The organism is Paenibacillus sp. CF095 (genome assembly GCF_900101225.1).
GTDB lineage: Bacteria > Bacillota > Bacilli > Paenibacillales > Paenibacillaceae > Paenibacillus.
Genome location: NZ_FMZN01000001.1, coordinates 3,761,427 through 3,780,638, shown reverse-complemented (window position 1 = coordinate 3,780,638; position 19,212 = coordinate 3,761,427). Strand labels below are relative to the sequence as shown.

Annotated in this window: 18 protein-coding genes; 15 read left to right on the top strand and 3 right to left on the bottom strand. The window is 46.7% G+C overall.

Annotated elements, in window-relative coordinates:
• Positions 1-113 precede the first annotated feature (113 nt).
• The 11 genes from BLS69_RS16745 (at position 114) to BLS69_RS16695 (ending at position 11,610) form a co-directional block, all read left to right on the top strand.
• On the top strand, positions 114-497 hold the full coding sequence (locus BLS69_RS16745) for a VOC family protein (RefSeq protein ID WP_091033607.1): 384 nt from the start codon (positions 114-116) through the stop codon (positions 495-497).
• Positions 498-659: 162 nt separating this feature from the next.
• The gene (locus BLS69_RS16740) at positions 660-1,877 is read left to right on the top strand and encodes a nucleotide-binding protein (protein ID WP_091033604.1); all 1,218 of its coding nucleotides are present in this window, start codon (positions 660-662) and stop codon (positions 1,875-1,877) included.
• Positions 1,874-3,178: a TadA family conjugal transfer-associated ATPase gene (locus BLS69_RS16735; RefSeq protein ID WP_091033602.1), complete on the top strand. Its 1,305-nt coding sequence runs from the start codon at positions 1,874-1,876 to the stop codon at positions 3,176-3,178. Before BLS69_RS16740 ends, BLS69_RS16735 begins: the two co-directional genes overlap by 4 nt.
• Before the next feature lie 40 nt (positions 3,179-3,218).
• A complete protein-coding gene (locus BLS69_RS16730) occupies positions 3,219-3,962 on the top strand; it encodes a type II secretion system F family protein (protein WP_091035094.1) in 744 nt (247 codons plus the stop codon).
• Between the two features lie 12 nt (positions 3,963-3,974).
• A complete protein-coding gene (locus tag BLS69_RS16725; RefSeq protein ID WP_091033600.1) occupies positions 3,975-4,844 on the top strand; it encodes a type II secretion system F family protein in 870 nt (289 codons plus the stop codon).
• Positions 4,845-4,855: 11 nt separating this feature from the next.
• Complete coding sequence (locus BLS69_RS16720) at positions 4,856-5,044, top strand: Flp1 family type IVb pilin (RefSeq protein ID WP_091033599.1); 189 nt, start codon at positions 4,856-4,858, stop codon at positions 5,042-5,044.
• The gene (locus BLS69_RS16715) at positions 5,028-5,702 is read left to right on the top strand and encodes a TadE/TadG family type IV pilus assembly protein (RefSeq protein WP_091033596.1); all 675 of its coding nucleotides are present in this window, start codon (positions 5,028-5,030) and stop codon (positions 5,700-5,702) included. Before BLS69_RS16720 ends, BLS69_RS16715 begins: the two co-directional genes overlap by 17 nt.
• Positions 5,703-5,793: 91 nt before the next feature.
• Positions 5,794-7,911: a hypothetical protein gene (locus tag BLS69_RS16710; RefSeq protein WP_256332318.1), complete on the top strand. Its 2,118-nt coding sequence runs from the start codon at positions 5,794-5,796 to the stop codon at positions 7,909-7,911.
• A gap of 29 nt (positions 7,912-7,940) precedes the next feature.
• Positions 7,941-8,972, top strand: coding sequence for a hypothetical protein (locus BLS69_RS16705; RefSeq protein ID WP_091035091.1), 1,032 nt, complete (start codon positions 7,941-7,943; stop codon positions 8,970-8,972).
• An 11-nt stretch (positions 8,973-8,983) separates the two neighbouring features.
• Entirely contained in the window at positions 8,984-9,499 is a 516-nt protein-coding gene (locus BLS69_RS16700) for an A24 family peptidase (RefSeq protein ID WP_091033592.1), read from the top strand.
• A gap of 338 nt (positions 9,500-9,837) precedes the next feature.
• Entirely contained in the window at positions 9,838-11,610 is a 1,773-nt protein-coding gene (locus BLS69_RS16695; protein ID WP_091033589.1) for a DUF6382 domain-containing protein, read from the top strand.
• 12 nt (positions 11,611-11,622) lie between these two features.
• Here BLS69_RS16695 and BLS69_RS16690 read toward each other — a convergent pair whose 3' ends face one another.
• Both BLS69_RS16690 and BLS69_RS16685 read right to left on the bottom strand, forming a co-directional pair.
• Positions 11,623-12,534: a TIGR01777 family oxidoreductase gene (locus BLS69_RS16690; RefSeq protein ID WP_091033587.1), complete on the bottom strand. Its 912-nt coding sequence runs from the start codon at positions 12,532-12,534 to the stop codon at positions 11,623-11,625.
• 157 nt (positions 12,535-12,691) lie between these two features.
• Complete coding sequence (locus BLS69_RS16685; RefSeq protein ID WP_176872741.1) at positions 12,692-13,159, bottom strand: DUF2621 domain-containing protein; 468 nt, start codon at positions 13,157-13,159, stop codon at positions 12,692-12,694.
• Positions 13,160-13,329: 170 nt separating this feature from the next.
• Between BLS69_RS16685 and BLS69_RS16680 the strand changes: the two genes are divergently transcribed.
• Both BLS69_RS16680 and purU read left to right on the top strand, forming a co-directional pair.
• Positions 13,330-14,436 (top strand): deoxyribonuclease IV, encoded by a 1,107-nt coding sequence (locus BLS69_RS16680; protein ID WP_091033584.1) that lies wholly within the window; start codon positions 13,330-13,332, stop codon positions 14,434-14,436.
• A 42-nt stretch (positions 14,437-14,478) separates the two neighbouring features.
• A complete protein-coding gene (gene purU / locus BLS69_RS16675) occupies positions 14,479-15,372 on the top strand; it encodes a formyltetrahydrofolate deformylase (protein ID WP_091033582.1) in 894 nt (297 codons plus the stop codon).
• A gap of 74 nt (positions 15,373-15,446) precedes the next feature.
• Here purU and BLS69_RS16670 read toward each other — a convergent pair whose 3' ends face one another.
• Positions 15,447-15,926: a hypothetical protein gene (locus BLS69_RS16670; RefSeq protein ID WP_091033579.1), complete on the bottom strand. Its 480-nt coding sequence runs from the start codon at positions 15,924-15,926 to the stop codon at positions 15,447-15,449.
• Between the two features lie 433 nt (positions 15,927-16,359).
• Between BLS69_RS16670 and tkt the strand changes: the two genes are divergently transcribed.
• Positions 16,360-18,402, top strand: a complete 2,043-nt coding sequence (tkt, locus tag BLS69_RS16665) for a transketolase (RefSeq protein ID WP_062833145.1) — start codon at positions 16,360-16,362, stop codon at positions 18,400-18,402.
• Positions 18,403-18,772: 370 nt separating this feature from the next.
• Complete coding sequence (locus BLS69_RS16660; RefSeq protein WP_017689983.1) at positions 18,773-19,090, top strand: pyrimidine/purine nucleoside phosphorylase; 318 nt, start codon at positions 18,773-18,775, stop codon at positions 19,088-19,090.
• The last annotated feature ends 122 nt before the right edge of the window (positions 19,091-19,212 follow it).

Genomic DNA, 19,212 nt, shown 5'->3' with positions numbered 1-19,212 from the left:
CCGAGAGGTTTACCAGATTAGAATCAGGGGTGTTTTTCTGTTTAGCGGAGATTATGGTCAGGGTTGAAGGTGTTATAGTATAGTCATATTGAAGTAGAGAGGGGATATAAAAGATGATCGAATATGCACACATCCACCATGTTAGTCTGGCTGTACGTGATCTGGAAATCGCGAAGAAATTCTATTCGGGGTTACTGGGAATGCAGGAGATTGAACGCCCGCCTTTCCGCTCCACAGGTACATGGTATGCCATCGGTAGCCAGCAACTTCATTTGTTACAGCACCCTGACGGTCACACGTTACGCGAGGCTGGAATTGATACAACAGACGGCCACTTTGCGATCTGGGTGACCAGTTATTCAGGGACTATAGCCTGGTTGGAACAGCAGGGAATTGAGTACGAAGCGAGACCTGATAGTGTGGCTGGATTCGCACAGATTTTTGTACTTGATCCGGACCGTAACATTATTGAGTTCGATTCACCGTACAACTCTTAAGGAGAAATGGGTTAGAATAAATCCCTTGCTCCCCCAGAAATTGTATGCTATATTATCCATACATTCATAGCACGTGACGGAAGCACCGTCCATATACTGCATATTCATGCGGTTATTGGACGGTGCTTTTTTTGTGCTTTTTGACAGGGAGGGAAGGAAAATTTGATTGTACTGAAGGTAGTTCTGGTTTCAAAAGATAGAGATTACATTAGCGCCTGGCTTGATTATGTACAGGGAAATTCGTCGGGTCTCCATGTGCGTTTCACGGCATTCTCCCAAGGGGATTCGTTCAGGGATCATATGAATGAGAAAGAAGGTCGGGAATTACCAGATCTGGTTATTGCGGAACCGGAATTTCTGAATGACTGGCTGAATAACGGGGGAGAAGGATCAGGTGTACCTTGGCTAATGCTTAGTGAAGGGATGGAAGAGGTGGATGAGGCCAAGCGGCTGATGAAATATCAACCCTTGCCTGCTTTGCTGGATGCTGTGATGCATGCTTGCCGACAGCCACGCCGTAAGAAGGTTCACCATTCGGGGCAAGAGACTCTCTCCATCGGTGTAGTATCCGCTTCGGGTGGAAGTGGCAAAACGGCAGTAGCCCTGCATATGGCGAAGCAATTGGGACTTGCGGGATATGCTGTTCTCTATCTGAATCTGGAGACGCTGGACAGCACGCTCCCGTTTCTGGAAAAGGGACTAATTAGAAGTGGGCAGCGTCACCCGGATGCGGAGACGGGATTGTCACGCCTGTTATACGATCTGAAGGTGGGCAGAAAGGAATCCGGCAAGCAGTTACAGGCGCAATCGAAGGGCGTAGATGGATATGTGGTCCGGCATGAAGCGCTGAGATCCGATGTGTTCTGGCCATTATCGAATCGGAAAGAACTGTTGCAAATGACTCGTGAGGATACGTCGAATCTGCTTCGTTATTTAACGGATTGTGGACAATATGACGTGTTGATTCTGGATGGGGATTCCGGTTGGGATGGGCGCAGTGAAGGGGTACTGGATGCAGCAGATGCTTTTGTCTGGCTGGTTGAGGATGATATATCTGCCATGCATCGTTGGGGACAATGGTTACAGCATGCTGAGCGTACGAAGCCAGACTTGTACGAAAGTATGCTCGAGCGTTCACGCTTTGTGGTTAACAAATATCGGGACAATGTCGTCAATGCACTCCCACGCCCTGATCTGCATCTGGATGCAGTGTTGCCCTATATCCCTTCTTGGAAGCAACTCAGTCAGGAGGAAGTCATGCTTAGTTCTCCGATCTTCCAACGTGAAGTGAAGAGATTATGTGCCATGCTGGTACAAGATGGCGAAGAAGAATTGAAGCAGACGGGACGAATTCAGAAGCAGGATCGGTGGGCACTATGACGGATCCATCCAATAGAATACTGGATCGTGAAGAACAGTTTCAGATGATGCGCAGGGAGGTCAGGGCCGGACTCGATTTAACCTCTTCAGCAGGAGATGATGAACTGTGGCAGGGGATAGAACGCAAAGTTCTGTCTGACCCGAAGCTGGATGATCTGACCTCAGGAGAGCGTCACACGCTGGTACAGCGATTGTTTGATTCCTTTCGTGGATTGGATATTTTGCAGCCACTTGTGGATCATCCCGATATTACGGAAATCATGATCAATAGTCACAAGGAGATTTTTGTGGAGCAAGAAGGTGAAGTCAGCCAGATCACCCTTGAATTCGAGTCCAGGGAACGGCTCGAGGATATCATCCAGATGATTGTGTCCGGGGTAAACCGGATTGTGAATGAGTCTTCTCCAATCGTAGATGCCCGTTTAAAGGATGGTTCGCGGGTCAATATCGTGTTGCCTCCTATTGCCTTGAAAGGACCCACGATGACGATTCGTAAATTCCCCAGTGAACCGATGAAGATGTCCGATCTGATTGAAAAGGGAGCCCTACATGAAGAAGCGGCAGAATTATTGCAGCAGTTGGTGCGGAGCAAATACAACATCTTCATTGGAGGTGGGACCGGATCGGGAAAAACGACCTTTCTGAACGCCTTATCGCAGTTTATCCCTGCCGATGAGCGAATTATAACGATTGAGGATTCGGCTGAACTACAGATTGTTACGGTACCAAATCTGGTATCACTGGAGACGCGGAATGCAAACACCGAAGGCAAGGGACAGATATCTATTCGGGATCTGATCAAATCTTCCTTACGGATGCGTCCCAACCGGATTGTGATTGGGGAAGTCAGGGGCGCAGAAGCGCTGGATATGTTACAGGCCATGAACACTGGCCATGATGGATCTTTGTCTACAGGGCATGCGAATACCATCTCTGACATGATTAGCAGACTCGAAACGATGGTACTTAGCGGTGCAGATCTTCCTATTGCGGTTGTAAGGCAGCAGATTAGTTCAGCAATCGATATTTTTGTACATCTATCCCGGCTGCGAGATCGTTCACGGCGGGTGACAGAGATTAGTGAAGTGATTGGCATGCAGGACGGTGAGGTTATGCTGAATCCACTGTTTCGTTTCCAGGAACAAGAAGAGCGTGAAGGCAAAATTATTGGCGGGTTAGTACAGGTTGGAAAGTTGAATCAGGTGGATAAAATTCAGATGGCGGGGCTTGGGGAATGGCTGGATGGATACATAGAACAATATAGTATTGAAACAAATTCATCAGATAACAACGTGAATTAAAGTCATTGGAAGGTGATTACTGTTGGGTGAAGCCAGACAGATGTTGACGGATTACACCGTATATACGCTTTCCCGGAGACAACGAATGGTCTGTATGCTGATTAGTGGTCTGCTGTTTTTTGGCATTGGAATTCTGTTCTACCATCACTGGTTGGCTGGAGCGATCCTGGCTGCGGGTTGCATATGGGTACCAAAACATTGGACTAAAGTGCTGTTGGAACGAAAAAGAATGACACTCAGTTTACATTTTAAGCAAGCATTATATGCATTATCTTCGGCACTGGCCGCAGGAAAATCGGTGGAAAATGGATTCAAGGAATCCGTGGAGGATCTGCGGATGTTGAACCCGGAAGCGGATACCGATCTGATTCGTGAGTTCACGATATTGCGGACACGGATGGAGTATGGACAACCAATCGAAGAGGCACTACAGGATTTCTCGGATCGGGCACAGGTTGAAGATATTACGAATTTTGCAGATGTGTTCATTACGTGCAAACGAACTGGCGGGGATCTGGTTGAAGTTGTGCGTCGTACCTCTGCGGTGATTGGTGAGAAGCTGGACATTCAGCAGGATATTATGGTCGCGGTATCGCAGAAAAAGTTCGGATCAAAGGTGATGTTTGCCGCTCCATTTATTTTTCTGATATTCCTCAATCTGACTGCTAAGGACTTTATGGAGCCATTATATAGCGGGATGGGGTACATCATCTCAAGTGGTGCATTGGCAGTACTCGCCTGCTGTTATCTGTGGATTAATCGCATTATGGATATCAAAGTATAAGGAGCTGAAACGATGCTGCTTCCCGTTATAGTCGCAGGGATGCTCGGAGCGGGATGGCTGGTGCTGGATCGAACCCGGGGGCAGACCTACCGGCATCTGCGCAAGCTGGATATGGAAGGATTACGACTGAAAAAATTGCATGGTCCCTTCCTGTTTATATTGGACAAGTTTGAGATTGGACGCAGATTGCCAGTGCTCATGTTTCGAATGCAACATGCCATTCAGAAAATGTATGGCATACAGCACAGTGGAGAGAAAACGATGCTGTATTGCGCCGAAATGTTGACCTACACATGGCTCATGCTGCTGGTGGGCTGCCTGTTATCACTCGTTGGAGATATGGGCATCGGAGGTATGGCGGGTGGGCTCGTGCTCGGTGCAGCGTTGCCTTTTGCGCTCTACAAAGACCTCAATACAAAGGTGCAGCGAAGAGACCAGGATATTCTTATGGAACTGCCTGAGCTGCTGAACCGAATTGTACTGCTGGTTGGCGCAGGGGAGACCGTGCAACGTGCCATCGTTCACTGTGTGACAAGCCAGGGGGAACGGAATCATCCGTTGTACAACGAACTCAGAAAGACGGTGGGAGATTGGAATAATGGTTACTCGTTTCAACAATCATTTGAACAGTTCAGTCGTCGCTGCGGTGTACAGGAAGTGACGATTTTTACGACAACAGTGCTGCTGAATTTCCGGCGTGGGGGAGGTGACTTTGTATTGGCGCTGCGGGATCTGTCACATGTGTTGTGGGAGAAACGCAAGGCTGTCAGTCGGGCGAAGGGAGAACAGGCTTCTTCCAAACTGGTGTTTCCGATGGTACTGATCTTTTTTACGATTGTGGTCATGATCGGGGCACCTGCTTTTATGATGATGAATATGTAGGAGGAATTGGGATGATGGAAGTATTGAAAAACAAGGTAAACGCGTTTTGGGAGGAAGAGGACGGACTCGGCACGTTGGAGCTGATTCTGATTATCGGGGTTATTATCATTATTGCTTTGATTTTTAAAGACCAAATTAAAAAATTGGTAGAAAGACTGTTAACTAATGTGAGTAATAAAAGTAATGAATTCTTCGAATAACAGGTTCAAAAAGGAAGAAGGGAGCTTCACCGTTGAAGCCTCCCTGATCTTCCCTGTCGTGCTGTTTATTCTTGTGTTATTGCTCTTTTTTACCATGTATATGTATCAAAAAACATTCCTGAATCAACATGCCTATGCAGCTTCCGAACGTGCAGCTTATAGCTGGGACAACAGCCACAAGCAGGCGATGACAGGTGAATTTGTCGCTGGAGAACATGACAATCTGTACTGGAGACTGACGGATGACCGTATGCTTGGAGCGTTGTTTGGCTGGGCGGGAGCGGACAATCAGGTTAGCGTTTCTGTACCTGCTGGTGAAGGCGGAAGTCTCTCGGAACAGAAATTAGCACAAGCGGTGCAGCATATGCCTTCAGCCATGAAAGGAACGATTGAGTATCAGAACTCTCTAATTCAGCGGAAAATAACGACCAAGCTGGATCAGGTAATTTCTTTGCCTCTTCCTTCTTTTTTATTCGATTCAGGTAACCGTGTCCTCACTCAAGGATCATCCGCAGTTGTTGAACCGGTTGAATTCATTCGAACGGTAGATCTGGTCCGTTATTATGCAGCCAAGTTTAAAGGCAAGGGCGGCGCGGCGACCAGTACAGCGGCAGAAGCCGGACAGGTTGTGCAGCATTTTGGCAAAAGCAAAAAGTGAGAAAAGGAGGAGGGCGGAGCTGTTTAGAAAAAAAGACGGTGAGTCGGGGGCAGTAAGCCTTTTTTTGATATTAATATTGGCTGGAGTTTATATGTTTGTCGCAATATTTATTGATTACGCTCGTATAGCGGCATTCAAGGTGCAGACCGAACGCATGACTCATGCTGCGATGAGATCCGTCATGTCAGCCTATGACACCTCACTGCGGGAGTATGGTTTATTCGGGTATGGCGACAGTAGTGGGGATGCAATTATGGCTAAAGTGCTGAATGATAGCGTGAAGCCTTCCTCTGTAAAAGATGGATTCCCCATTCTGGATATCCAGTGGGATACCACTAAACTGAGCATGGAGCGTGAACTGGGCAGATACGATATATTTAATCGTCAGATTCAGGAGGATATGAAGTATCGGGCTCCGGTTGATTTTACCCTTGAAGTGATCAATCGGTTCAAACCGATGTCAGACGAGATGAAGGAAGCTGCACACACGGTAGACTTGCTGAAAAAATTACAGAAGTTATATGACAAACGTGAAGAATTGCTGGATGAAGCCATTGCCAATCAGACGGAATCCGCGGAGAAGCTGAAGAATCTTCCGAAGTTAATCATGGACCCGCCCTCACAGGCCATCTATGAAGAAATGTTGGAAGAAACACCAGAGACAGCTGCCGAGGCAGCAGCACGTTATGCAGATTATCTTAACAAGAAACAGGCGGATGAGGGATTGCCATTCAGAGAGCAACAATACATATTGGAACTGGCTCGTTATCGGACGGGTGTTGGTAATGTGGTGACAGGCATCAGCATGATCATACAACCGGCGTTACAGGCCCATCAAACAAAGCTGGAGGAAGCACAGTCCAAGATCGAAGAAGCACGCAAGATCAATGAGGAAATGAAACGTGTAATCGCGGAGGGGGAGAACCGTTCGCAGAATGCCAGCTACGACAATGTGGGCAACTCGAATCTTCCTGGGACGAGTCCTGCATCTACTGGATCAGGCACTGAAGCCAAAAGTACACGTTCTCTTGCTTCGGAGCTTGTGAGGGCAGATAGCCTATTTGATCAGTTGAAGGCACGGGTTGTTTCCCAGAATACGGACTTCTCTAACGTCAGAAGAGACAACATGGAGTTGAATACACAGCTTCGCAGCGTCACGGCCATGAGCGGTGTTCCGATTAAACCAGCGGTCAGACAGGCAAGTCAGGTTACGGAACGATATATGGACACCTATGTACGTAGCGGTCCTGCCAATCTCATCCTCCAAAGTAAGCAGCAGCTGGAAAGTGGTCGTGGGTCGGATGCCCAACGCAAAGCGAATGATAAAGAATCCAAAGGGAAATTGAAGGAAGTCAAACGAATCTTGTCGCAGATTCAGAATGGAAGTTCGGGTTCCATGGACGCTTTCAAACAGTTGGAGGAATATTACAACGCTAATATTGCTTTTAACGAGGCTAGTCGTGAGGAAGCCAAAAAGGCAGAGATTGCTGGAGATCCTTATGACTCTGGTGGCGATGCCATGAAGAGAATGGACAGTTTGTTTGGCGGGATGTCCGGTCTGCTGGACAGTCTTGGTGACGAATTATTTCAGAATGAATATGCTTTAGCCTATTTCAACTCCATGGATTTTGGTCAGTTATTTACCTGGACTGAAGGTGGTGGAGATGCTGGTGATGTCTTCAAACTGGAGAATCAGGAACTGGAGTATATCGTTTACGGGTTTCATAATCCTTCGGGTAACATCGCTGCGGCATATGCGGAGATATTTGGTTTGCGGCTGGCTATTCGGACGGCCGAAGGGTTAATTGAGCATAGCAAGCTTGGGAACCCACTTCTGGTTTTATCGGCGGCAATCTTATACGGGATTACAAACGCCATCGCGGATATGGTGAAACTAGCAAAAGAGGGCAGTGTGGAATTGTCCAAGTATATCAAAGTCAAACTGACGTACAGGGACCATCTCCGATTGTTCCTATTGATGCATAGTAACAATGAACGCAAAATGTCCAGAATGCTGGCGCTAATTCGATTGAATACTGGTGTGAATCCAGATGAGAAACAGACGTATGCTTCGGGTAACATGCGCAGCAGCATCAAGCTGTGGTTTTTACCAGGGGTGGTTAGAAGCATAGGTACAGTTATGGGTAGTGCGGATCAGGTTGAAGATGGGCGATTTTTCATTGAGCGGAAGGCGGATTATTCCTATTGAATGATCAGGATCGTTTCGGTGGAGGGATTATGGATAAGCAGCAACATTACGAAAAAGAAAGCGCACAATTGCAGATTCGTTTAACAAGAATAATCAGATTGCAACGATTGAAGTCTCTGAATAAGCAGATATGTTCTCCGAAAAAGGAACAGGGAAGCATGGTTCTGGAAGCTTCACTGGTGTTACCTGTTTTTCTGTTCTTTATCATGTTTCTCATCTTCATTGTGCAAATGACTCTAATCTCCACAGCGTTACAGAGCACAGCAGGGGAAGCGGTGAAGCAGTTATCAACGAAAATATATCCGGTTTCCCTTGCCTTCACACCTTCTGATTCTGCAGGTGGTGAGGGCTCTGGAGGGGGTTGGAAGATACCGGAGTTGTCTCTGACGGAATGGGCAGAAGGTTATGCTTCTTCTCTACCCGAGCCATTAAGTGATTGGGTACGTTCAGCGGCGGCCAGTGGTGAACAACCACTACAGGAGATCAAGACATCCGTCTTGGAAACGGTGCTTGATCCGATGGTCAAACCGCTGCTGCAACCATTTATCGAGCCAACTCTACTGGATATGGAACGTGTGCATGTGAACGGTGTTTCCATACCTGATCTTAAAAACAAAACAAATCCTTATTTCCGACTTGAACTGAGTTATGAATTGCCGATAAAAGTCCCCTTTCTCAGTAAACCGCTTCGGATTCAGGCTGCTGCGGCAGAACGGATATGGATTGGAGATACCGGAGAAGGGTCAGATGGCAGCGCAGGAGACGGGGATACTGCGGGTTCAGCAACGGTACTGTCGAAGCCTGACCCGGCTTACATAGGCAATAATGCAACGATTAAGGTGAAGGTAGAACCAGGAGCGACAGCCAACTTAACGATATTTTACAAGTCAGGTGAAAGTTCTGCGAAGCACATTGGCTGGGCCACCGCAGATGAGAATGGAATTATTGAATGGAACTGGTTTGTTGGTACTCGGACAACAGAAGGAACATGGAGTTTTGTTGTCGAGACAGGGGACGGTGCCAAGACGGAGACTACGTTTACGGTAGCCTCCAGAAAATAAGGAAGGGGATGATGGAGGTGGAGTGGTTTTACATTGCCTGTGGCATATACGTCATTGCAGCTTTTATTACAGATATTCGTTCCATGAAAATTCCAAATCGATTGACTTTACCTGTGACTGTTGCAGGCGTATTGGCCCATATCATATGGGGCGGTTGGGATGGTTTCTTGTTTTCAGCCGCTGGATTTGCAGCAGGTTTTGGTATTTTGTTTCTGATGTATGCGATTGGAGCCGTAGGGGCAGGAGATGTGAAATTGTTTGGTGGGATTGGCGCATGGACGGGGCTTGCTTTTGGCATTCATGTCATTATTTACTCCGTTTTGTACGCGGGCGCAATTGGTCTAGTAATACTTCTATTCCGTAAAGATTCAGCGAAACGGATTCGAGGCATGGCAAGTAGTCTTGCAGGTTTTTTCATGCTCGGTTCGCTCAAGCTGGTAAATAAAGAGAAGACATTGAAGTTTCCATTTATGCTGGCGGTGTTACCTGGATTTATCACGGTCCTTGTCTCGGGACTTTTCCCTTGATATCAGGAGTCTGGAAAACGTTAGGATAACAGTGATCGAAGATAGCACTGCGATTGGAGTGGAAGAGTGTGGTGTATTGTAACTCAACTTATATCAACTAAACTTTTTACACGAGAACGGAGAGGACGGAAAAAAACCTGAAGAAGCGGAGCTAAAAGCTTTCTGAAAGAAAGCTGCATCGGAAGCATATGCTTCGCCTTTATCCCCGGATTTTCCCCTTTACAAAGGGAATCGAGAAATCTGGGGATAACAGCGATCGGAAGGTTGTTCCGTCATCGAAGTACCCAGTGTAACTTTCTTTAGTTGATCCTATATAGCAATGGAAAGAGAGGATTGGCATGTATGGATTAACGAGAGATTTTATTCGTAACGGCGGAGCGTTCATGGTTTTGGAAAAAGAAGACGGGTTACGAATGGAGGAATTGAGCCGGGTACAAATGGGGATGTTGTCCTCCAATCAGATTCCTCGACTTCTCCCTGTTCATATTCGGGAAGTCGATCGAAATGTAACTTTGCAGTACGACATTTCAGGGTACAAGATGTTATCCCAGATGTTAAAGTCAAGCAAAATCAAGTTGCGTGTTCTGTATGGTCTGTTGTTTCAACTAGCCGATGCCTTCATGGAATGCCGACAGTATATGTTGGAGCCTCGTAAATTATTGATCCAAGAAGAGTACTTGTTCATCAACGGTTCATTTGAACAGGGTGAGCTTGGAATGGTCTATGTGCCAATCATGGATACGGTTGAAGTTGATCCAACGCCGCAGCAATTCCGTGAGCTTGTGATCAGGCTGATGGCCCAGGTGCAGGAACTCCAAGGGGAAGGCATTCAGCGTGTTCTGCAGTTATGTGACAATGAACGCTGGGATATCAGACAGTTGCGAGAGCTTCTGCTGGAATTATATGCTGACGAGCAAGAGAATGGAGGAAGCGCAGCATTTCTCTCGTCCAGAACTTCGGAAACCTTCGATAATTCAAAAGGTAATTTTCATTCGTCGATATCTGAGCGGGAGAGCAGGCAAGCCGCTGGTAATGCTCGACCATATCAACCCAGTGCTCCTGTTCAAAATGCTGCTGTGGAGCCGCAACTAAATTTCCGTCAGCCGCAAAAAACGAGTGAATCCGAGGTGGAAGACATTCCGGTGAGATCTCGAACCTTTCCAGGCAGGCGCTCGCCTGAGCTATCTTCATTTGAGAGCTCAAACAGCATGGATAAGGGACGAAGTAACCCGTATGATTCGCTAGAGCGTGTTGATATGGACGCGGAGGAGAAGTCCGGATCTTCCAAAGTGACCTATATCATACTGGGCTGCATGGTTGCCATGGCATTGGTATGGAGATTTATATACATGGAGCAACCGGGACAGACGCAGATGATCCTGTGCATGGTACTAAGCCTTGGCTTGCTTGGTGTAGCAGGATGGACGTGGAAGCGCAAGGGAAGTCATCATAATGACTCAGAGAATAAGCGGAATTTTTCATTCAATTTAGGTAAGAACAAAGGCAAGCAAATGGAAGATGAAGAGGAACAATTTCAGGAGAGTTGGCGCTGGAATACAGCTGAAAGGTCAGCGGAACGCATAAACCAAACGGTTGCATCCACCTCAGAAGGTGGTAGCGAGCATTCCCGTTATCAAAGTCTGCATATGACACCTGAACACTCTGATCCACCGTTCGTTCAGCGCCATGTGGAAACGGTAGCTTCAACTTCAGAGCTAATTCGACAGGATGCAGTTGCGGAAGCAACCGTGAATTTGCAGAATCTGAGTGGAGGTAATGTTACAGGGGCAGGGCCGGTGATGGCGTCTTATTATCTTGAACGAAGATCTGGCACCGGTGACCAACATGAACGGATGGATGTGCAAGGAGCATCTTTTGTCATCGGAAGATCAGCAGACATGGTTCAGTGGGTGGACACAGCGACCGGCGTGTCCCGTGCTCATGTGGAATTGAGCCGGAACAAATCGGGCTATGTGATTAAGGATCTGGGTTCCGTCAATGGCACCATTCTTCAGGGCAATATTCTTGCTCCGTATAAGGAATATCCATTGGCGGATGGAGACACATTTACACTTGCGGAATCAGTCTACACTTATCGTTCGGTTGGATAAGACATAGTTCAATCAGTCAGATAAGCCGCGGTGCTTCAGATCTTCCAGTGCCTGGGTTAAGGTAGGGAAAGTGAATTGGAATCCGTGGTCGAGTGCTTTTTGCGGAATGACTCTCTGCCCCTGAAGCAGAACAACGGATAGTTCACCAACTAAGGTTTTAATTAAGAAGCTGGGTACGGGGAACCAGTGAGGGCGATGATACACTTTACCGACCGTACGACCGAATTCATCATTGGTGACAGGGTTCGGTGAGGAAGCATTGACCGGACCTGACACTTGTTTATTTTGAATGCTAAAATCAATGAGTCTTACGATATCCATAATGTGAATCCAGCTAGTCCATTGCTTGCCACTGCCGATCTTGCCACCAACACCCAGCATATAAGGGAGTTTCATCAATGGAAAAGCACCTCTTTTATGTCCAAGCACCAAACTCACCCGGATTTTGACGAGTCTTACATCTTTGATTGCATCTGCAGCAACTTCCCATTGTTCCGAGACCCGGGACGGGAAGTTCATGGATTTTTGCGGACTACTCTCGTCAAAGGTTTCATTAGTGGAGGTTCCATAGATGGCCATGGCAGAAGCTTGAACGACCACTTCCGGCTTTTGTTCCAGAGATTCCACCAATCGGGCTACCCGTGCTACGGTTGTTACTCTGGATTCAACAATCTCCAGCTTCGCCTTGGTTGTCCAACGTTGATTCAGCGTTTCTCCGGCAAGGTTAACGAGAGCATCCATACCTTCCAGCAAGTGAGGTTGTTCTTCGACTTGTTCCCACGATATATATGTAAGATTTTTACTTGGATTATGCAAGTCAGGCAGTTTTCGTGTAATAACTTTCACATGGTGCCCGGCTTGCAGCCAGTAATCTACAAGTGCTCCTCCCACAAATCCGGTACCTCCACAAATGGCAATTTTCATATCAAACATCCTCTCTGTATTTTCACTGCGCTGATATACCGTTGGATCGACAAACAGCCCCGTAAGGTAAGCAATGCCTGTTGGGAACAACTTACCTGACGGAGCATATCTGTATCTAATTAACCCAATTTATATGCCACTTAACTCATCTTTTATTTTATTTAATCAAATGTTGATAAGGGGAATAATCGATTTTGTTTTTCTCCAAAAACTTTACCAAAAACTTATTATCCCGCTTCGGTGTGGCAATGATGTATCCTTTGATACAATGATCTCTCGATACTTCCGTGGCGTTGTCTTCAACTGCAATCTTACCGATCTCTGCAGCAATGGAATGTTTGGCTATGTCACGAAATGGCCCGGGCACAGGCTCCACAAGTTGATCCAAAAAAGCTTTGGCTTCATCTGTCCACAAGTGACGGCTGGCTTCAACCCAATAATTCTGCCAATCCAGCTTGGACTTTCCGTCCGCTTTTGGTAGCACTTTCAAAAACTTGCGCATCATGAAGAATCCACCGATACACATGCTGCCAAGCAATAAAAAAGTCCAGAATGCGATTGTATTCATAAACCAATTGCTGGGGGAACTACTGGTCAGTATCATCGCGTAGGAGTCGAAAATCATTGCGGAGTCACCTCGGTTCATTGATTTTCACGGAAAGACGGATTCCGCCTACCCATGTTCCACATATTAGCTGTAAAAAATAGCCTCTATCCCGAATTATAGCGCATTTCTAGATTTATTTCGATAATCGCGTTAGAATAAGGGATAATTCAGATTAAGGGGGATCAATAATGCTGAAAATCGGCTCCCACGTGTCCTTTTCGGACAAGGGATTATTGAGTGCAACGAAAGAAGCGTCTTCGTACGGTTCCAGTTCGTTTATGATATATACGGGTGCACCACAGAATACACGTCGCAAGCCAATTGAATCCATGTATATTGAAGAAGGCAAACTTGCCATGCAAGAGGGTGGAATGGAAGATATCGTTGTCCATGCACCGTACATTATTAATCTTGGCTCATACAAAGACAACACGTATAGACTCGCTGTAGATTTCCTTCAGGAAGAGATTCGTCGTACACATGCCATTGGTGTGAAAAACATCGTATTACATCCTGGCGCTTTTACAGATAAAGATGCCCACTATGGGATCGGACGGATCGCAGAAGGTTTGAATGAAGTGCTGGAGGGTGTGAAAGAGACAGATGTGAACATCGCTCTGGAGACCATGGCTGGCAAAGGTACGGAGATGGGGCGTAGTTTCGAAGAGATCGCCCAGATCATCGAGAAAGTAACGTATAACGAGCGCCTCACTGTGTGTATGGATACATGTCACATTCATGATGCCGGATATGATATCGTTAATGATTTTGACGGTGTACTGGAACAATTCGATCGCACGGTAGGACTTGACCGCATTGCCGTAATGCATATTAATGATAGTAAGAATGCTGTGGGTGCGCACAAGGACCGTCATACGCCAATTGGCTCTGGCTGGATCGGGTTTGAGGCGATTAACCGCATCGTCAACCATGAGAAGCTTCAAGGACGTCCATTTATTCTTGAGACACCTTGGATTGGTAAAGAGGCCAAGACACAGCGTCCAATGTATGAGGTGGAGATTGCCCTGCTTCGTGGGGATGTTGCCGGTCGATTCGGCCAGGATTTCCTGACAGAAGTAGAACAGTTGCAACACTTTTTCAAAGGTAAAGAGATTGAGTCTCGTTCGTATATTCTGGATGTGTGGACGTTGCTCAAAAATGATGCCAAAGCCAAAAAGGCAGATCCGCGCGAACCGCTGGAACGCCTCTATGACATGGTGACTGAAGCTGCATTGTTCCCGCATTTGAATGAAGAACAACTGAATCATCGCTTGATTGCATGGCTTGCGGGTTAATCCCGCAGGTCATGGCTTAATTGAAGGAGGAAGAATAACCCGATGGAGATCCACGCTAAACAAGTACGCCCTGATTCTAAAAACCGCGCCGATCGTGCGCGCATGCTTATTTCCTGTCCGGATGGTCCAGGAATTGTAGCTGCCGTCTCTCACTTCCTGCACCAGCATGGTGCAAACATTGTTCAGTCGGACCAGTATACAATGGACCCTGCTGGCGGCATGTTCTTTATGCGGATTGAGTTTGATCTTCCGCAATTGTTGATCAATTTGCCGAAACTGGAAGCTGATTTTGCAGAAGTAGCAAGCCGTTTCCAAATGGAATGGACGCTATCTGCGGTTAGCCGCAAGAAGAAATTGGCTATCTTTGTATCCAAAGAAGATCATTGTCTGGTTGAATTGTTGTGGCAATGGCAGGCTGGCGACCTGGATGCTGATATTGCCCTTGTGGTCAGCAACCATCTGGACATGAAGGACTATGTAGAATCATTTGGCATTCCATATCATCATATCCCAGTTACAGCAGATACGAAGAAAGAAGCGGAACAGCGCCAACTGGACATCATCGGCAACGATGTGGATGTGATCATTCTGGCTCGTTACATGCAGATTATCTCTCCGATGTTCATTGAGCATTACCGCAATCGAATCATTAATATTCACCATTCGTTCCTGCCAGCCTTCGTGGGTGGTAAACCGTATGCGCAGGCGTACAACCGCGGTGTCAAAATTATCGGTGCGACAGCGCACTATGTTACGGAAGAACTGGATGGCGGACCAATTATCGAACAGGACGTGCAGCGTGTAAGCCACGGGGACGATGTAACCGAGCTGAAGCGTATTGGACGTACCATTGAGCGTGTTGTGCTTGCACGTGCCGTGAAATGGCATGTCGAAGACCGTGTTCTTGTTCACGAAAATAAAACCGTTGTATTTTAAGCTCACGCTTTAATACTGTGCAAGGTTGATTCGGAACCACGTAATAGATTATCCAAAAAGCGACCCCAATTCGTTTACGAAACGGGAGTCGCTTTTTTTGTTGTGTTGATATACTTTCCGCACAAGCCAAGCACAATACCAAATAGCAGATGTCCTGCAATCCAATAGAGGATGGCGGACACATCGTACAGGTCTGGCACACGTGATGACAATTGAGAGAGTGGGAAATAGAGCAGGGACGAGACTGTGCCAAGTATAATTCCTTTGATCATAGGGCGGCCTGAATGTCGTATCCACCACACATAGAAGATGCCGATGATAACGGAAACGATGAGATGCAAAGTAAATTCAATAAATTCGGGTAAGGTTGGTGGAAGACCAGGCACAAAATCAATATTCAGCAGCAGGGTATATACTTGTTCGCCTGTGTTGGCCTGAATCATTTTGAGGAAAAATCCCAGGACAACTCCGGATAGAATCCCCGTTAAAATACCGGATAACCAGGGTAATGAGTGTTTTACCGATGTTGATGGGTGAGCAGCAGGATCTGGCATGATCGCGACCTCCTATGATTGACGCATGTACACTGAAAAGTAAACCATAGCCCGATTTTCGAATCCATATTAAGGAACATTATATGTGAATTGAGGATGAATATCTAAAAAATGCATGGTTTTCAGGTTAAAGGTTATACTTCATGCGATGGATTTGCGAGGCTCCTTAAGTCTGTTTTTGGAATTTAGTACCTTGTACAGTACGATTTTTGCTTGATAGGCCAAGGAATATTCATCACAAACAACCGATTTTTCATGAACTTCTAAAAGAAGGTTATGGAAAAGCTTCACGCCAAGTGATACAATACAAAAGTGAATAAGTCAAAATGAAACACTCAAGCGGATTCACTTATTGTGAAATTCGGTTTGCTTGTATGATGAGAGGGATTCGCTTGCGCACCCGACTTATCTAAAGACATGAGGAGGACAAACCATGACTGACAAGAACGAAGCGATTCAAAAGGATGAGAACACTACAATTGACAACCTGTCGATTACTACCGTACGTACTTTGGCGATTGATGCAATTGAGAAGGCAAATTCCGGACATCCGGGTATGCCTATGGGCTCCGCTCCAATGGGGTACCAACTTTTTGCAAAAACGATGACTCATAACCCGGACCACCCAACTTGGGTTAACCGGGACCGTTTTGTCCTGTCTGCAGGACATGGCTCCATGTTGCTGTACAGCTTGCTGCACCTGAGCGGATATGATCTTCCAATGGAAGAACTGAAACAGTTCCGTCAATGGGGAAGCAAAACTCCGGGTCACCCGGAATTCGGACATACTGCAGGTGTTGATGCAACAACCGGCCCACTGGGTCAAGGTATTGCAATGGCTGTAGGTATGGCGATGGCTGAAGCTCAACTGGGCGCAACATACAATAAAGACAAATTCAACGTAGTTGACCACTACACTTACGCAATCTGTGGTGATGGTGACTTGATGGAAGGCGTATCGCATGAATCAGCTTCCCTGGCTGGACGTTTGCACCTGGGCAAACTGATCATGTTGTTTGACTCCAATGACATCACGTTGGATGGTAAATTGGATCTGTCTTCTTCCGAAAGCATCGCGAAGCGTTTTGAAGCTTATGGCTGGCAAGTGCTGCGCGTTGAAGATGGAAACGATCTGCCTGCAATCGAAAAAGCAATTCAGGAAGGTCAAGCAGATACACTGCGTCCTACACTGATCGAAGTTAAAACGGTTATCGGTTACGGTAGCCCGAACAAACAAGGTAAAGGCGGCCACGGCGGTACTCACGGATCTCCACTGGGTGCAGACGAAGCCAAATTGACTAAAGAGTATTACAAATGGGTTTATGAAGAAAACTTCCACGTACCAGCTGAAGTTCGCGATCACTTTGCACAAGTGAAAGATCGTGGTATCTCTGCTAACAAAGCTTGGGACGAGAAATTTGCCGAGTACAAAAAAGCCTTCCCTGAGCTGGCAGCTCAATTTGAAACAGCGATTAACGGCGACCTTCCAGAAGGTTGGGACCGTGATCTTCCTAAATATGCAGCAACAGACAAAGCTCTTTCCACTCGTGTAGCATCCGGTAACGCTCTGAACGGTCTGGCGCACAACGTGCCACAACTGACAGGTGGATCTGCTGACTTGGAAAGCTCCACAATGACTCACTTGAACAACCTGGAGAACTTCACACCTGAAGATTACTCCGGCCGTAACATCTACTTCGGTATCCGTGAATTTGGTATGGCTGGAGCAATGAACGGTATGGCACTGCACAGCGGTGTGAAAGTATTCGGAGGTACGTTCTTCGTATTTACCGATTACCTGCGTCCGGCTGTTCGTCTGGCTGCCCTGATGGGATTGCCTGTAACGTATGTTCTGACTCACGACAGTATCGCTGTTGGTGAAGATGGTCCTACGCACGAACCGATCGAGCAATTGGCATCCCTGCGTATCATTCCTAACCTGACGGTTATTCGTCCGGCTGATGGTAATGAAACTTCGGCTGCTTGGGCTTACGCGCTTGAGAACAAGAGCAACCCGGTTGCACTCGTACTCACTCGTCAAAACCTGCCAATCCTGGAAGGTACCGTTGAAGGTTCACGTGAGAACGTGAAACGTGGTGCTTATGTTGTCTCTGATGCAAAAGATGGCAAAGCGGTAGCACAAATCATCGCTACAGGTTCTGAAGTGCAATTGGCTGTTAAAGCTCAAGCAGCACTTGCAGAGCAAGGCATCCAAGTTCGCGTAATCAGCATGCCAAGCTGGGATCTGTTCGAGAAACAAGACAAAGCTTACAGAGAGTCCGTTCTTCTTCCGGATGTTAAAGCTCGTCTTGCCATTGAAATGGCTTATCCAATGGGCTGGGAGAAATATGTTGGAGATCAAGGTGACATTCTCGGAATCAGCACATTTGGTGCTTCCGCGCCTGGCGACCGTGTTATCCAAGAGTATGGCTTTACAGTGGACAACGTGGTTAGCCGCGTAAAAGCATTGCTGTAATAGAGGTTGTTCAAAAAGTCTGCTTTTGATTACGAAGGATGCCTCACGGCATCATCAGCGTCGAAGATGGGATTCAGCCGAATAAGAAAATGCTTACGGAGTATGTTTCTTTCGGAAACATTGTAGTTGCTCACGTAGTTTTCTCCTACGCTCCGCTAATCCATTTCTAGCTTCATCCCATCTTCTTGGTACTAAAAACCTGACTTTTTGAACACGCAATTAGTTTCATAAACGCTGCTATGGTTGGGAGGGCATCATGCTGTCCTGATCCATGGCAGCAAGTTATTTCCGCAGAACATGGGCGGTGATTCGTTATCGCCCTGATCTGTTTTGCCTTTTGTTTTCATTAACTTCAGGGGAGCGGGTACGCATGTCACAATTCGATCAAGTCAGTGTAGTGAAAGAGGCCAACATTTATTATGATGGTCAAGTAACCAGCAGAACGGTTATTTTGGGGGATGGCAGCAAAGTGACTCTGGGCATCATGCTTCCAGGCAGTTATGAGTTCGGTACGGATTCTCGTGAAATTATGGAGATTCTGTCCGGAGATCTGAAAGTATTGCTTCCCGGAGAAGAAGAGTGGCAAGAGATTCAAGGTCAAGCTACGTTCCACGTGCCTGCCGAATCCAAATTTAAACTGGAGATACGCAGCGTTACTGACTACGTCTGCTCGTACCCGGCGGAATAACATAAGAAGGGTAAGCAGAACCGCAACCTGCGGATTCGGTTTACCCTTTTTACTTCTTGAATTCTAACGACAAAGTTCGAGCTGCAAGCTTGTCAGCCCCGTGGATTTGAAGTATCCTTAAG

Excerpts from the sequence above, each read along its gene's own strand:
- BLS69_RS16695 (WP_091033589.1), top strand. The coding sequence starts at position 9,838 with ATGTATGGATTAACGAGAGATTTTATTCGTAACGGCGGAGCGTTCATG.
- BLS69_RS16685 (WP_176872741.1), bottom strand. The coding sequence starts at position 13,159 with ATGATTTTCGACTCCTACGCGATGATACTGACCAGTAGTTCCCCCAGC.
- purU (WP_091033582.1), top strand. The coding sequence starts at position 14,479 with ATGGAGATCCACGCTAAACAAGTACGCCCTGATTCTAAAAACCGCGCC.
- BLS69_RS16725 (WP_091033600.1), top strand. The coding sequence starts at position 3,975 with ATGCTGCTTCCCGTTATAGTCGCAGGGATGCTCGGAGCGGGATGGCTG.
- BLS69_RS16710 (WP_256332318.1), top strand. The coding sequence starts at position 5,794 with ATGTTTGTCGCAATATTTATTGATTACGCTCGTATAGCGGCATTCAAG.
- BLS69_RS16670 (WP_091033579.1), bottom strand. The coding sequence starts at position 15,926 with ATGCCAGATCCTGCTGCTCACCCATCAACATCGGTAAAACACTCATTA.
- BLS69_RS16680 (WP_091033584.1), top strand. The coding sequence starts at position 13,330 with ATGCTGAAAATCGGCTCCCACGTGTCCTTTTCGGACAAGGGATTATTG.
- BLS69_RS16715 (WP_091033596.1), top strand. The coding sequence starts at position 5,028 with ATGAATTCTTCGAATAACAGGTTCAAAAAGGAAGAAGGGAGCTTCACC.
- BLS69_RS16720 (WP_091033599.1), top strand. The coding sequence starts at position 4,856 with ATGATGGAAGTATTGAAAAACAAGGTAAACGCGTTTTGGGAGGAAGAG.
- BLS69_RS16705 (WP_091035091.1), top strand. The coding sequence starts at position 7,941 with ATGGATAAGCAGCAACATTACGAAAAAGAAAGCGCACAATTGCAGATT.
- BLS69_RS16690 (WP_091033587.1), bottom strand. The coding sequence starts at position 12,534 with ATGAAAATTGCCATTTGTGGAGGTACCGGATTTGTGGGAGGAGCACTT.
- BLS69_RS16745 (WP_091033607.1), top strand. The coding sequence starts at position 114 with ATGATCGAATATGCACACATCCACCATGTTAGTCTGGCTGTACGTGAT.
- BLS69_RS16660 (WP_017689983.1), top strand. The coding sequence starts at position 18,773 with ATGTCACAATTCGATCAAGTCAGTGTAGTGAAAGAGGCCAACATTTAT.
- BLS69_RS16735 (WP_091033602.1), top strand. The coding sequence starts at position 1,874 with ATGACGGATCCATCCAATAGAATACTGGATCGTGAAGAACAGTTTCAG.
- BLS69_RS16700 (WP_091033592.1), top strand. The coding sequence starts at position 8,984 with ATGGAGGTGGAGTGGTTTTACATTGCCTGTGGCATATACGTCATTGCA.
- BLS69_RS16730 (WP_091035094.1), top strand. The coding sequence starts at position 3,219 with ATGTTGACGGATTACACCGTATATACGCTTTCCCGGAGACAACGAATG.
- tkt (WP_062833145.1), top strand. The coding sequence starts at position 16,360 with ATGACTGACAAGAACGAAGCGATTCAAAAGGATGAGAACACTACAATT.